11 protein-coding genes are annotated in these 14,062 nt (G+C 39.1%); 7 read left to right on the top strand and 4 right to left on the bottom strand.

The genetic code is table 11. From position 1 onward, the window contains the following. Positions 1 to 172 precede the first annotated feature (172 nt). Complete coding sequence (locus Q4600_RS15065; protein ID WP_076541003.1) at positions 173 to 1,027, bottom strand: MurR/RpiR family transcriptional regulator; 855 nt, start codon at positions 1,025 to 1,027, stop codon at positions 173 to 175. Between the two features lie 330 nt (positions 1,028 to 1,357). Here Q4600_RS15065 and zwf point away from each other — a divergent pair, with 330 nt between their 5' ends. From zwf to Q4600_RS15100, 7 genes are all read left to right on the top strand, one after another. After that, the gene (gene zwf, locus Q4600_RS15070; protein ID WP_303517185.1) at positions 1,358 to 2,830 is read left to right on the top strand and encodes a glucose-6-phosphate dehydrogenase; all 1,473 of its coding nucleotides are present in this window, start codon (positions 1,358 to 1,360) and stop codon (positions 2,828 to 2,830) included. Positions 2,831 to 2,839: 9 nt separating this feature from the next. Continuing rightward, on the top strand, positions 2,840 to 3,538 hold the full coding sequence (pgl, locus tag Q4600_RS15075; protein ID WP_229368590.1) for a 6-phosphogluconolactonase: 699 nt from the start codon (positions 2,840 to 2,842) through the stop codon (positions 3,536 to 3,538). An 11-nt stretch (positions 3,539 to 3,549) separates the two neighbouring features. Then, entirely contained in the window at positions 3,550 to 5,376 is a 1,827-nt protein-coding gene (edd, locus tag Q4600_RS15080; protein WP_303517184.1) for a phosphogluconate dehydratase, read from the top strand. Between the two features lie 19 nt (positions 5,377 to 5,395). Beyond that, positions 5,396 to 6,037, top strand: a complete 642-nt coding sequence (locus tag Q4600_RS15085; protein ID WP_229368592.1) for a bifunctional 4-hydroxy-2-oxoglutarate aldolase/2-dehydro-3-deoxy-phosphogluconate aldolase — start codon at positions 5,396 to 5,398, stop codon at positions 6,035 to 6,037. A gap of 163 nt (positions 6,038 to 6,200) precedes the next feature. Further along, complete coding sequence (locus Q4600_RS15090; protein WP_303517183.1) at positions 6,201 to 6,878, top strand: class I SAM-dependent methyltransferase; 678 nt, start codon at positions 6,201 to 6,203, stop codon at positions 6,876 to 6,878. A gap of 68 nt (positions 6,879 to 6,946) precedes the next feature. Further along, positions 6,947 to 7,930 (top strand): hypothetical protein, encoded by a 984-nt coding sequence (locus Q4600_RS15095; RefSeq protein ID WP_303517182.1) that lies wholly within the window; start codon positions 6,947 to 6,949, stop codon positions 7,928 to 7,930. Positions 7,931 to 8,070: 140 nt separating this feature from the next. Next, the gene (locus tag Q4600_RS15100; RefSeq protein WP_303517181.1) at positions 8,071 to 8,523 is read left to right on the top strand and encodes a DUF4124 domain-containing protein; all 453 of its coding nucleotides are present in this window, start codon (positions 8,071 to 8,073) and stop codon (positions 8,521 to 8,523) included. A gap of 121 nt (positions 8,524 to 8,644) precedes the next feature. On the opposite strand, the gene Q4600_RS15105 is transcribed toward Q4600_RS15100, so the two are convergent. The 3 genes from Q4600_RS15105 to Q4600_RS15115 form a co-directional block, all read right to left on the bottom strand. Beyond that, positions 8,645 to 9,202: a DUF1569 domain-containing protein gene (locus Q4600_RS15105; protein ID WP_303517180.1), complete on the bottom strand. Its 558-nt coding sequence runs from the start codon at positions 9,200 to 9,202 to the stop codon at positions 8,645 to 8,647. 203 nt (positions 9,203 to 9,405) lie between these two features. Continuing rightward, entirely contained in the window at positions 9,406 to 12,024 is a 2,619-nt protein-coding gene (gene adhE / locus Q4600_RS15110; protein WP_102527243.1) for a bifunctional acetaldehyde-CoA/alcohol dehydrogenase, read from the bottom strand. A 638-nt stretch (positions 12,025 to 12,662) separates the two neighbouring features. After that, the gene (locus Q4600_RS15115) at positions 12,663 to 14,042 is read right to left on the bottom strand and encodes an anti-phage deoxyguanosine triphosphatase (protein ID WP_102527244.1); all 1,380 of its coding nucleotides are present in this window, start codon (positions 14,040 to 14,042) and stop codon (positions 12,663 to 12,665) included. Positions 14,043 to 14,062 lie beyond the last annotated feature (20 nt).

A 14,062-nucleotide genomic window follows, 5' to 3' on the forward strand; every position in this document is an offset into this window, starting at 1 on the left:
GTACATATAATGAAACTATATTAACAGAGATTTTGGCATTATGTAGGAAAGTTACAAACAAAAAGAACGGTTTTTGTGTTTTATTTTTGTGACATAATCGATCTTTAGACAAAAAAAAGGCCGAACAGTTAATACTGTTCGGCTTTTCAGTCTTGTCATTTAAAGGAAATATTTAAATAGTAAGATCTTTATTAACTCGTGATTCTTTTAAAACTTCCTTAACACGCTTCAAATTATCTCGAAAACGTGGGCCTCTGCGAAGGGTAAACCCGGTTGCCAGAACATCAATTGTGACGAGCTGTGCTAAACGAGATGCCATAGGCAAATACATATCTGTATCTTCTGGCACTTCCATCGTCACTGGTAGAGTACATTCGTGTGAAAGAGGGGAATTACGTGCAGTAATACCAATCACGGCAGCGCCGTTCTCACGTGCAATACGGGCTATTTCAATTAATGATTTGGTACGTCCAGTATGTGAAATTAGTACGACCACATCACCTTCATCACAGCCAATGCAGCTCATTCGTTGCATCAGTACATCATCAAAGCATATAACTGGAACATTAAAGCGGAAGAATTTATTTTGCGCATCGTGAGCAACAGAAGATGAAGCACCTAGGCCGAAAAACGAGATGGTTTTAGCTTGAGTTAGGATATCGACAGCTTTATTAACTGCTACTACATCTAGGCTTTGACGTGCTGTATCAAGGGATGCCATTGAAGATTCGAAGATTTTTGTTGTATATGATTCTGGAGAATCATCTTCTTCGACATGACGGCTAACATAAGGCGTGCCGTTAGCAAGACTTTGCGCTAGATGTAATTTAAAATCAGGAAAACCTTTAGTGTCTAGACGGCGACAAAAGCGATTCACCGTTGGCTCACTGACGTCAGCCATTTTCGCAAGCGTAGCTATACTAGAGTGGATAGCTGTTTGTGGAGAAGATAAGATAACTTCTGCCACTTTACGCTCTGACTTACTAAATTGTGTAAGGCTCTTTTGCACCTTTTCAAGGGTATTCATAAGCAATTGTCCGCTAAAATGGATGATGTAATTTTATATCATAAATTACATTTTAATAGTAAATGAAGTAATTTTCGTACTTCTATAAACGTTATGTAGTCAGTTTACTGAGTTATTCTGTAACTATAAAGAGATAGTAGAGTAATTTAATCACCAAAATACTATCAGGTTTTATGTTAAAAAGGCTAGATACAAGACAAACGAATATTTTCAAATTATAGATGCACAAATCTAATTCTGTTGTTATATTACAACAAAAGTGTGTTTTAAATCATCGGCAGCACAAAATAATAGCCAATGAGCACACAATATAAAGGAGTATGTAAAGCAATGAGTAACTCATCATCAGGGGCTAAGGCTTGCGATTTTGTACTTTTTGGTACGAAGGGCGATCTCGCGAGACGTAAATTACTGCCTTCACTTTATCAATTAGATAAAGCAAACCTGCTAGATAAAGATACGAAAGTGATTGGTGTCGCTAAAGATGCCTTCACTCATGAAGAGTTTGTCGCCTTAGTACATAAAGCGTTAAACACATTTGTTAAAGACGAATTGTGTGAAGAAACCCTAGAAAGATTTATTGCTCGTTGCCATTACATCGGCACTAACTTTACAGAAGCTGAAGGCTATAAAGCATTCCATGACTTATTAGAGCCTACTAAGCGTGTCATGGTAAGTTATTTTGCAACACCTCCTTCTATCTTCGGCGATATCTGTCGTTGTCTTAATGAACAAAATCTTATTCACTCTGATACGCGTATCGTGCTTGAAAAGCCAATTGGTACTTGTCTTGAGTCTTCAAAAGTTATCAATAATAAAGTATCTGAGTATTTCAATGAAAATCAGGTTTACCGTATTGACCATTACTTAGGTAAAGAAACAGTACAAAATCTGATAGCACTTCGTTTTGCAAATTCTTTATTTGCATCGAAGTGGGATAACCGAACCATTGATCATGTACAAATTACTGTCGCTGAAGAAGTGGGTATTGAAGGCCGTTGGGGTTATTTTGATACTGCAGGTCAAATGCGTGACATGATCCAAAACCATTTATTACAAGTGTTAACCCTTGTTGCAATGGATCCTCCAGTTAATCTTGATGCTGACAGCATTCGTGATGAAAAGGTAAAAGTCCTTAAATCATTGCGTCCAATCACACCATATAACGTTTTTGAGAATACTGTGCGCGGTCAATACACCGCTGGTTTCTTAAAAGGCAGCCCAGTACCTGGTTACCTTGAAGAAGAAGGTGCAAACGTTAAATCAAGCACTGAAACTTTTGTAGCACTGCGTGTTGATATTGATAACTGGCGTTGGGCAGGCGTACCTTTCTACTTACGTAGTGGTAAGCGTATGCCATTTAAGAGTTCTGAGATTGTGGTTTACTTTAAAAATCCACCGTTGAACTTGTATCGCGACAGCATGCGTAATTTGCCGCCAAATAAATTAACGATTCGTCTACAGCCTCATGAAGGCGTTGAAATTCAAATGATGAATAAAGTGCCTGGTTTGGAAGAGAAACAGCGCATTCAAACTACCAAGCTTGATTTAAGTTTCACCGATACTTTCAAAAACGAACGCATTGCTGATGCTTATGAACGTTTGTTATTAGAAGCCATGATTGGTAACCAAGCCTTATTCGTTCGTCGTGATGAAGTTGAAGAAGCATGGACTTGGGTTGACGGCATCATGAATTCTTGGGAAAACGGCGGCGAAAAGCCAAAGCCTTACCCTGCAGGCACTTGGGGCCCAGTTGCTTCAGTTGCTCTTATTACTAAAGACGGCCGTTCTTGGGACGAGTAAGGATTGATGATGATAAAAGAATCTGTATTTAAATCATTTGATACACCTAGCGATTTAGAAGCAAAGCTTGCTGATAAAATTGCTAGCCAATTACAAGACGCAGTTGATAGCCGAGGTAAAGCTAGCTTAGTTGTTTCTGGTGGCTCAACACCGTTGAAATTATTCAAATTACTCAGTAATAAAGCCATTGATTGGGCTGATGTATACATTACATTGGCTGACGAACGTTGGGTTGATGCTGAAGCCAATGACTCAAATGAGCGTTTAGTCCGTGAACATCTATTACAAAATCGTGCAGCAAATGCAAAATTTCGCGGTTTAAAAAACATGTTTGATAGCCCAGAGAAAGGCTGTGATATGACCATTGAGTCATTAGCTAATTTCCCTAAACCTTTTGATGTCGTTGTTTTAGGTATGGGAACAGATGGACACACCTGTTCTTGGTTCCCGTGCAGCGCTGAATTAGATAATGCATTTACCACCGAGTCTTTGTGTGCAGCGGTTAATCCAACTACAGCGCCACATGCTCGTATTACTTTATCTAAAGGTGCAATCTTAAACAGCCGTCAAATCTATCTTCACCTTGTAGGTGAGTCAAAATTATCCGTATATCGCCAAGCGTTAGAAAATGACGATGTGAACGAAATGCCTATCAGAGCAGTATTAGCGCAGCGCAAGACGCCCGTTGATGTGTTCTATAGCGCTTAAAGGAGTCCATTATGCACTCAGTAGTTCAAGCTGTAACCGATAGAATTATCGAACGCAGCAAAGATTCTCGTAAAAAATATTTAGCGGCATTAAATGATGCCAGTGCCAAAGGTGTTCATCGCAGTGCATTAAGCTGCGGTAATTTAGCTCATGGTTTTGCTGCTTGTCAGCCTGCAGATAAAGAATCATTGCGTCAATTAACAAAAGCCAATATTGGTATTGTTACTGCGTTTAATGACATGCTTTCTGCACATCAACCATATGAGACTTATCCAGATTTTTTAAAGAAAGCGTGTCAAGAAGTCGGTAGTGTTGCACAAGTTGCAGCAGGTGTTCCTGCAATGTGTGATGGTGTGACTCAAGGTCAGCCTGGCATGGAACTCAGCTTACTTAGCCGTGAAGTCATTGCTATGTCAACTGCAGTGGGTCTTTCTCACAATATGTTCGACGGTGCATTACTGCTGGGTATTTGTGACAAAATCGTACCTGGTTTATTGATTGGCGCACTGAGCTTTGGTCATTTGCCTATGATGTTTGTCCCAGCAGGGCCAATGAAGTCGGGTATTCCAAATAAAGAAAAAGCACGAGTACGTCAGCAATTTGCCCAAGGTAAAGTTGATCGCGCTGCATTGCTTGAAGCTGAATCAAGCTCTTACCATAGTGCGGGGACATGTACTTTCTATGGTACTGCAAACTCAAACCAGTTAATGCTTGAAATCATGGGGCTGCAGCTTCCTGGGTCATCTTTTGTGAATCCAGACGATCCATTACGTGATGAATTAACCGCTATGGCTGCCAAGCAAGTGTGTCGTTTAACCGAAATGGGCACCCAATACACACCAATTGGCGAAGTCGTTAATGAGAAATCAGTGGTTAACGGTATTGTCGGCATTCTTGCAACAGGAGGGTCAACTAACCTAACAATGCATATTGTTGCCGCCGCTCGTGCAGCTGGCATCATTGTTAACTGGGATGACTTTTCTGATTTATCTGATTGTGTGCCATTAATGGCGAAAGTATATCCGAATGGTCATGCAGATATTAACCATTTCCACGCTGCAGGCGGAATGGCATTTTTAGTTAAAGAATTACTGGATGCAGGCCTTATTCACGAAGATGTTAATACCGTCGCAGGTTTCGGACTACGTAAATACACTCAAGAACCACGTATTCTTGATGGCAAGCTAACCTGGGTAGATGGACCGGTTGAAAGTCTAGACAAAGAAGTTTTAACCAATGTTGCTACACCATTCCAAAATAATGGTGGTTTAAAATTGGTTAAAGGTAATTTAGGCCGTGCAGTGATTAAAGTCTCTGCAGTACCTAACGGTAACCGTATTGTTGAAGGTCCTGCCGTTGTTATTGACGATCAAAACAAACTTGATGCCATTTTCCAAGCGGGTGAATTAGACAGAGATTGTGTCGTTGTTGTTAAAGGACAAGGACCTAAAGCTAATGGTATGCCTGAATTACACAAACTCACGCCGTACCTTGGCACGCTCCAAGACAAAGGATTTAAAGTTGCATTAGTCACCGACGGACGTATGTCTGGTGCGTCGGGTAAAGTACCTGCTGCAATTCATTTAACGCCAGAAGCGTTAGATGGTGGAATGATTGCCAAAGTAGAAGATGGCGATTTAATCCGTGTTAATGCCGAAACTGGCGAATTAAGTTTACTTGTGGATGAAGCAACCTTAGCTGCACGTGTTGCCGGTAAAGTGGATTTACATCATTCAAGTTATGGCATGGGACGCGAACTATTTGGTGCACTTCGAAATAGTTTAAGCAGTCCTGAAACAGGCGCTCGCAGTACCAGTGCCATTGACGAAATTTACTAATTTTAAGGAAGATTAACGAATGCTTGAGAATAACTGGACAATACAGCCGCAAGATATTTTTAAACGCAGTCCGATTGTTCCTGTAATGGTTATCAATAAAATTGAGCATGCTGTACCGTTAGCGAAAGCATTGGTTGCGGGTGGCATAAGTGTTTTAGAGATTACTTTACGCACAGAGTGTGCTTTAGAAGCAATTGAATTAATTGCTAAAGAAGTACCAGAAGCGATTGTGGGTGCAGGTACAATTTTAAATGAACTTCATCTTCAGCAAGCCATTGATGCAGGATCACAATTTATCATTACCCCTGGTGCTACAAAAGGATTACTTGAAGCTGCGAAAAAAGGTAATGTGCCTTTAATTCCTGGTGTTGCGAGTATTTCTGAAGTTATGGTTGGAATGGAGCTGGGTTATACCCACTTTAAATTCTTCCCTGCAGAAGCGTCTGGCGGCGTGAATGCGCTTAAAGCTTTCTCGGGGCCTTTAGCTAATATTCGTTTTTGTCCAACGGGTGGTATTACGCCATCGAGTTACAAAAATTACTTGGCCCTGCCAAACGTTGATTGTATTGGTGGAAGCTGGATTGCGCCAACTGATGCAATGGAGCAGGGTGACTGGGAACGTATTACTCAGTTATGTAAAGACGCGATTAGCGCACTTTAATTATTGCACTAGCACTAGTTTAGCTCTAGATACGCAATGATTGTAAAAACCACCTTAGGGTGGTTTTTTTATATCCTAAAATTGTAATATTGGTTAATCTTTTACCCACTGTGAATTGAATATTTTTGTTTCTGTAAGCTGACTAAATGGACTGAATAATTATATGGATAAGGTCAATGAGACTGTCTCAACTTTTAATAAAATGGCCCAAAAATATCAAGATAAATACATGGACTGTGGTTTATATCGCGACAGTTTAGATAAGTTATGTGGACTAATCTTTGAAGAACAAACATTGAATAGAACAACCATACTAGAGGTTGGTTGCGGCCCTGGTAATGTTAGCCAATACTTATTGAACTGGCGCTCCACAGATAACGAAAAACTTAATATTGATATTGCCGGTTTTGACCTTGCACCATCGATGATTAAACTTGCTAAGCAAAACAATCCGCAATGTCATTATCATGTTAGAGATATGCGTGACTTGAATGATTTATGCCCTCAATCTTCAGCTGATACATTTAATATTGCTATATGTGCGTTTTGTATCCCTTATTTAGACCAACTCGAGTTAACACAATTTATTACTGATTTAGCTAATGTATTAGCTGCCAACAGTTTATTGTTTATTAGCTTTATGGAAGATGATTATCAGAATTCCGTCACCCAAGAATCAGCAGTGGGTGACCGCGTGCATATGCACTATTTTCAATCTGAAGATGTGATTAAATTATGCCAAGCGCAAGGTTTTGAGCTTGTTGAAAAACATACTAAAGATTATCTGGTTGATGATGTTAAACAAGCCACGGATTGTTTTATTTATCTAAGGCGAGAGTAAATAATTCAGCTATTAATGACTAATGGTAACAATACTAAATAATGTGTTTATAAAGGAATATATCCACCATGACAAAGCACAAGTTAATACTAAAGCTTCCTTTTGTTTGCTTCGTTTGCATGTCGATAGCTTGGTGGTATTTTTATACCCATGATATGTGGCTAAACGATTTTGGCAGAGTAAAAAGTGAATGGCTTTTACTGATTGATATGATGGTGACAATGCCATTAATTTGTTTTATGTGTGTAAAATCCAATAAGTTAGCCTTGCTCAAGTCATTAAGTTACTTTGCGCTGTTTGTCGCTCTCGGTAGTTATGTTATTCCAGTTGAAAATCAAGTTTTATGGCAACACTTAACCGATTTACGCTATGTACTAATCACGGGATTTTTTATCATAGAGTTAAGTGCTATTTTGTGCGTAATACTTGCTATTAAGCAAGCTGTAAAAAGCGGTGAAGATCCTGATATAGCTATTGATAATTCAATTATAAACCTCGTAGGAAATGGCATATTAGCCAGTTTGTTAATGCTTGAAACGCGAGTATGGAGTTTTGTTTTTTGCAGTCGTTTTATTAAACCAAGTAGCTATAAAGGGGAGCAACATTTTTATTATCACCTTAAGGATGCTAATCAATCGAACGCACTTGGTTTTATGTTAATGATTGCTTTTGAAATCCCCTTAATGCATTTACTGATTCATTTTATATGGTCACCTTTTGCTGCAAACATCATTACTGGTTTAACCTGTTTTAGTTTGGCTTTTTTCATTGCAGAGTATCGCGCGATGTCACGTCGTCCTATCAGCATTGACCAACAAACATTATATGTGCGTTATGGGGTGTTTAACCAATTTACGATTAGTCTGTCTAACATCACCTCAATTAATATCAATCACGATGTGATTGCTCGAAGTGAACATATTAAGCGTTACAATTTCAGTGGTGTACCTAATGTCCGTATTTTACTCACATATCCTGTCAACGGTATTGATGCCATTTATCTTGGTGTAAATGAACCACATAAGTTAATCAGTGCTATTCATAATAGTTAATAAGATATGTATGCCTTTACCTATACGGTCATAATTATCGTGAAATTGAAATTGAATTTGACACCCTAAAGAGCTATTTATTTTTGAACTTATTTTCAGTAGGTTATGGTTCCTATTCATAATTATTATACGATTTATAAATGATAAAATTAAATATTAAGCCTTCGCTCATATCCACTAGCTTATTAATCGTGCTCTCCTACCCAGTGTCTGCAGAAATTTATAAATGGGTTGATGAGGCTGGAGTGGTGCATTTCTCTCAGCATGAACCTAAAAATTTACAGGTTGAAGAGATTGATGTTGCCGTCGTTAATAATATGAAGACCAGTGGTTCTCACAGCAGCGCTGCAGGTTTATCGCAATTAAATTGTGATAAAGCGGTACGAAATTCAACTAAGTTAATTTTAGCGGATTTGAAAAGTAAAGCTGAAGGTCAGTCTAACCTGTTTATTAAAACCATGAGTTCGCCAAGCTTTATAGATGATGGCGTTAAGCGGTGTAATAGGGATAAAAACGATCCTAAACGCGCAGGTGCTTGGCTGTGCCAACAAAGAGCAGTATCTGCCAGTGCTGTTAAAAGTTGTGAAGCTTAAAATTTTCTACCGCGGTAAATGAATGCACTTAATTCATTTATTATTTTTTTCATTAAGTCAGTTTTAATGAGTTAATTAGTCGCTGACTCAGTTAGGTGTATTTAAGTTAGGTGTATTTAAATTAGACCACCATAATTTCTTTTAAATGGTTATTAAAGTGCATCACATGTGCTAATTCATATTCTGATTTCGTTAATTCGCCATAAGCGAAGTGTGGTTGCAGCTTACCTGCGTGTTGCTGGAAGTCAGTTAATGACAGTTGCAGACGATTTAAAGCCACATCAATATCTTTTGGGGTGAGTAGTGGTGCGCCTGGTATTGCTTCGCTCAGGTTATGACTCATTTTCCCTTTTGCAGCAAATGCTGAAAACGCGAAGCTACCGAGGGTGTTTTTGAATAACTCAGATTTATGCTCTGGGTATCCGCTGATAGAGTATTCAACACTTTGAGCACAATGATTTAAAATTTGGCTAAGTTCCCAATTACCAGTCGTTAAAATTCTTGAATCGTTTGTCTGTAAATTCAGTAAATTCTGTTTCATTTCAGCAATGCGCTTCAACGTATACTCAATAGTTAACGGACCTTCTTCGGTATCCATGGCAATCCAAGTGGTTGCGCCTGCAACCGTTAATATAGCGCTACCAGTTAATACAGATTTTAGAAGTAAACGACGTTCCATTCAGACCCACATGATTGTTGTGTTAGCTGACTAGTTAATCAGAAGGGCAAGAAAACAGCAATGGATTAACAATAAACAGTGATTGATTAGATTAATTAAATTAACTGTCAAAAATGAAAAACGCCAATCAATTGATTAGCGTTTCATTATTGAAAGCTGAATAGTAAAACAGAATCTATTCAGACTGAGTACTTTGACTATGACTATGCCTGTTTATCTTGATACTCTGTACCGTAAAAGCTATCGAGTAAAATCTGTTTTAGCTCTTTGATTAATGGGTAACGTGGGTTAGCACCAGTACATTGGTCATCAAAAGCATGTTCTGCTAATTCATCTAATTTTGCTAAGAAATCAGCCTCATTTACACCTGCTTCTTGAATAGAGGCTGGAATGCCCACTACAGACTTTAATTGATCAATTTTAGCAATTAATAACTCAACTTTTTCACTGTCAGTATCAGCAGTGTCGACGCCTTCAATTTTTAAATGTTCAGCTATGGTCGCATAACGACAAAGTGCTTTAGGGCGATCGTATTGGCTAAATGATGCTTGTTTTGTTGGCATATCTGTGGCGTTAAATCTAATAACATTACTGATCAATAATGCGTTTGCTAAACCATGGGCTAGGTGGAATTCTGCCCCTAGTTTATGTGCCATAGAGTGACAAATTCCAAGGAATGCATTTGCAAATGCAATACCGGCAATCGTTGCGCCATTATGGACTTTTTCACGTGCCACTGGCGCATTTGCACCTTGTTCATATGCTGCTGGTAAATATTCAACCAGTAAGTCTAGTGCCTGCAAAGCTTGCCCGTCACTAAACTCATTAGCCATCACACTGACATAAGCTTCAAGTGCGTGTGTCACTGCATCGATACCACCAAATGCTGTGAGTGATTTTGGCATATCCATGACTAAATTTGGATCGACAATAGCAATGTTAGGCGTGAGTTGATAATCGGCAATAGGGTATTTCATACCAGAAACTTCATCTGTGACTACCGCAAATGGAGTTACTTCAGAGCCTGTTCCTGACGTAGTTGGTATCGCGACCATTTGCGCTTTTACACCTAACTTAGGGAATTTGTAAATACGTTTACGAATGTCCATAAAGCGCAGTGCTAAATCCGCAAAATCTACATCTGGATGCTCATATAACACCCAAATGATTTTGGCAGCATCCATTGGCGAACCACCGCCCAAAGCAATGATCACATCTGGTTGAAAACTTTGTGCGACTTTAGCGCCTTGTTTGACGATAGCTAAAGTTGGATCTGCTTCGACTTCGTAAAAGACTTCAGTTTCTAAACCCTGTGCTTTAAGTATTTTAATTGTTTCATCACAGTAACCATTATTAAATAGGAACTTGTCGGTAACGATTAAGGCGCGCTTTTTAGTTTCCAACTCTTCCAGTGCAATAGGTAAGCTGCCGCGACGAAAATAAATAGATGAAGGAAGTTTATGCCACAACATATTCTCAGCCCTTTTAGCGACGGTTTTCTTATTAATTAAATGGCTCGGTCCGACATTTTCAGAGATAGAATTACCCCCCCAAGAGCCACAACCTAAGGTCAGTGATGGTGCTAACTTAAAGTTATATAAATCACCAATACCCCCTTGCGACGCGGGTGTGTTAATTAAAATGCGGGCTGTTTTCATTCTAAAGCCAAAGGCTTTAACACGCTCGGTTTGACCGTCTTGGTCTGTATACAAACCTGATGTGTGGCCAATACCACCTAGGGTGACTAAAGCTTCAGCTTTATCCATTGCATCATTAAAGTCAGTTGCGCGATACATACCTAAAAGAGGCGATAGTTTTTCATGGGCAAAAGCTTCGGCATCACTAATGTCAGTCACTTCACCGATAAGTACTTTGGTCCAGCTTGGTACATCTATGCCCGCCATATCTGCAATGGTTGATGCACTTTGACCGACAATATCTGCATTTAAATTACCATTTTTCAGGATTACATCTTGCATCGCTTTTGTTTCGGCAACGGACAAGATATAACCGCCGTGGCTGGCGAATCTTTCTTTTACTTGCTCATAAATACTATCAACGACTACAACAGCTTGCTCTGACGCACAAACCACGCCGTAATCAAAGGTTTTAGACATTAAAATTGAGCTAACTGCGCGCTTAATATCGGCTGTTTCATCAATAACGATAGGGGTATTACCAGCGCCAACTCCAATGGCTGGTTTTCCTGATGAATAAGCCGCTTTCACCATACCAGGGCCGCCAGTCGCGAGAATTAAATTGATTTGCTCGTGGGTCATTAATTGATTTGATAAAGCCACTGATGGTTCATCAATCCAACCGATAATATCTTTGGGTGCACCTGCTTCAATAGCAGCTTCAAGCACGATTCTTGCTGCAGTAGTCGTCGACTCTTTTGCACGAGGGTGAGGTGAGAAGATGATCCCGTTACGTGTTTTAAGGCTGATTAATGCTTTAAAGATTGCAGTAGATGTTGGGTTGGTAGTTGGTACGATGCCGCAAATAATGCCTACAGGCTCGGCAATTGTAATGGTGCCGAACGTCACATCTTCAGCAATGATGCCACAGGTTTTATCATCTTTATATTTGTTATAAATATACTCTGATGCAAAGTGGTTTTTAATTACTTTGTCTTCTAACAAACCCATATTGGTTTCATTGGCTGCCATTTTGGCTAATGAAATACGGGCATCAGTTGCAGCGAGGGCGGCAGCTCTAAAGATTTTATCAACCTGTTCTTGGCTGAAATTAGCAAACTCTTTTTGCGCTTTTGATACGCGGTCCACTAACTGGTTAAGTTGCTCAGTGTTGGTGACAGTCATAATCACTTCCTTTAAAAATAGTTAACTAAACAGTTTTAGGTAACGACTCTCAAATATCTTTAAATCATTTTGTTTATAGTTAAGAATTCTTAATCCTCGTTATAAAATTACCTCTTTAGGGGCGTAGTTATCGTGATCAAACCCACAAAATGATGCTTATTGGTAATTTTATTACGTTGTTTGGTTTGTAAATAAAGGCTAGATCACATAGTAAACCTAAACGTTGTTGTTTAAAGATTAATGACAGTCAAATCAACTGAAAGTTGAAGTCTACTTGAAGGCTATTAGATAAGGGCTGTTAGATAAGGGTTATTAGATAAGGGTTATTAGATAAGAGCTATTAGCATTGGCCAAATTGCTTGTTTAAGCTTCAGTAAAAGTATAAGTATAAGTATCTGTATAAGTATCTTTATAAATAAGGCTCAAACATTAAGAATGAAAAATTGGCATAGTGAGTAGAAGATATTGAGCCGGAGGAAGTGTGCAAAAGGTAGTGTGAAAGAAATAGTGCGAAAGAGATAGTGTGCACGCATAGAGTCTGATCTGCCCATTCAACTTCTAACTTGGTTGAATAGGCTAATCATAAAAGTGAAATGAGTTTTGATATCTTTGCTGTTTAGTTGTGTATTCAAAAAATATCAACGTTCTAGGCTAATTTCAAAAATTCCTGCTGATTTAGGACCGAAAAGTTGTTGATGTAATCGTCCAGCAAATTCATCGGTCATACCGGATATATAATCAGCGATAACGCGCATTTCATTTAAATTATTATCTTTAGCATGTTGCCAACGCTCCTGGGTATTAAGTGGCAATAACCTTAAAGGATCTGATTCAAATGCTTCAAACAGCTCCATGACAATTTGTTGGCCTTTGTACTCTAGCATTTGTATTTCTGGTTTACGGATAACATACTTAAACACGAACTGTTTTAATGTATTTAACGCATCTGCGAATGCTGGCTGAAGTTTGGCATTGTATCTCAATAAAGGTTCTTCAAATTGAGTATCTTCGACAACAATGATATCAGTTACAAAACCATTCACTAACGTGCCAATGGCATCTTTTCTTAAGTGATGATGCGGTGAAAATAGCTTGTCTGCTATCGTTTTAAATTCGTTGCTAAGCCATTCGTCTTCACTTTGAGATAAGTGACTTGCGACGTCTTGTTGCCACTGCGCAGGGGAGACAATTCCCATGACGATAGCGTCTTCTAGATCGTGTACTGCGTAAGCGATATCATCAGCTAATTCCATGATGGAACAATCAAATGATTTATATTGAGTTCTATTATGCGGGTAAGTGTCGGTTTTACTGGGTTTTGAACTCACAAAACGGTTTCTGTCTTTAACAGATAAACCTGCCAACACCCAATCATAAATGTCTTTATCATCATCGAATAAACTTTTAACCGGTGGCCATTGTGACGGTTTAAGCTGACGATGGCTTTTAATTTCTTCAGTACCTAGATCTATATGTAATTGACTGTATAGAGCAGGGTATTTAAGGATCCCTAACAGCGTACGTCTTGATAGGTTCATTCCCCAATATTGGGTGTAGGGCTCAAGCCTTGCCAAGATACGAAAGGTTTGCCCGTTTCCTTCAAAGCCTCCATGGTTTCGCATCATGTAGTTGAGCGCGACTTCTCCACCGTGGCCAAAAGGTGGGTGGCCAATATCATGGGCTAAACACAAGGATTCAATCAAACTCATTGAATCGAGTAAATCGTTAACATGGGGGTGTTTTCGTTTTAGTTGCGCAGCGATCCCTGTTCCTATTTGCGATACTTCAAGTGAATGAGTCAATCTTGTTCGGAAAAAGTCGTTCATGCCGATGCCGTGAACTTGGGTTTTTGCTTGTAATCTTCTAAATGCAGCTGAATGTAAAATTCGTGCTCGGTCACGTTGAAAAGGGCTGCGATGATCGTTGCGTCTTAACTTATCTTCACCCAAGCGTCTATCATGCCAAGGATTATGGGGTTCATTGGTATCAGGTTGTTTATATGAAATCGTATCTGGCATTGTCATTCCTGTTATCAAGT

The organism is Shewanella sp. 2_MG-2023, from assembly GCF_030548905.1.
In the GTDB taxonomy this organism is placed as follows: domain Bacteria; phylum Pseudomonadota; class Gammaproteobacteria; order Enterobacterales; family Shewanellaceae; genus Shewanella; species Shewanella electrodiphila.

What these genes read in the sequence shown, in the direction of transcription:
- Q4600_RS15065 (WP_076541003.1), bottom strand. Translation starts at nt 1,027, where the DNA reads ATGAATACCCTTGAAAAGGTGCAAAAGAGCCTTACACAATTTAGTAAG.
- zwf (WP_303517185.1), top strand. Translation starts at nt 1,358, where the DNA reads ATGAGTAACTCATCATCAGGGGCTAAGGCTTGCGATTTTGTACTTTTT.
- pgl (WP_229368590.1), top strand. Translation starts at nt 2,840, where the DNA reads ATGATAAAAGAATCTGTATTTAAATCATTTGATACACCTAGCGATTTA.
- edd (WP_303517184.1), top strand. Translation starts at nt 3,550, where the DNA reads ATGCACTCAGTAGTTCAAGCTGTAACCGATAGAATTATCGAACGCAGC.
- Q4600_RS15085 (WP_229368592.1), top strand. Translation starts at nt 5,396, where the DNA reads ATGCTTGAGAATAACTGGACAATACAGCCGCAAGATATTTTTAAACGC.
- Q4600_RS15090 (WP_303517183.1), top strand. Translation starts at nt 6,201, where the DNA reads ATGGATAAGGTCAATGAGACTGTCTCAACTTTTAATAAAATGGCCCAA.
- Q4600_RS15095 (WP_303517182.1), top strand. Translation starts at nt 6,947, where the DNA reads ATGACAAAGCACAAGTTAATACTAAAGCTTCCTTTTGTTTGCTTCGTT.
- Q4600_RS15100 (WP_303517181.1), top strand. Translation starts at nt 8,071, where the DNA reads ATGATAAAATTAAATATTAAGCCTTCGCTCATATCCACTAGCTTATTA.
- Q4600_RS15105 (WP_303517180.1), bottom strand. Translation starts at nt 9,202, where the DNA reads ATGGAACGTCGTTTACTTCTAAAATCTGTATTAACTGGTAGCGCTATA.
- adhE (WP_102527243.1), bottom strand. Translation starts at nt 12,024, where the DNA reads ATGACTGTCACCAACACTGAGCAACTTAACCAGTTAGTGGACCGCGTA.
- Q4600_RS15115 (WP_102527244.1), bottom strand. Translation starts at nt 14,042, where the DNA reads ATGCCAGATACGATTTCATATAAACAACCTGATACCAATGAACCCCAT.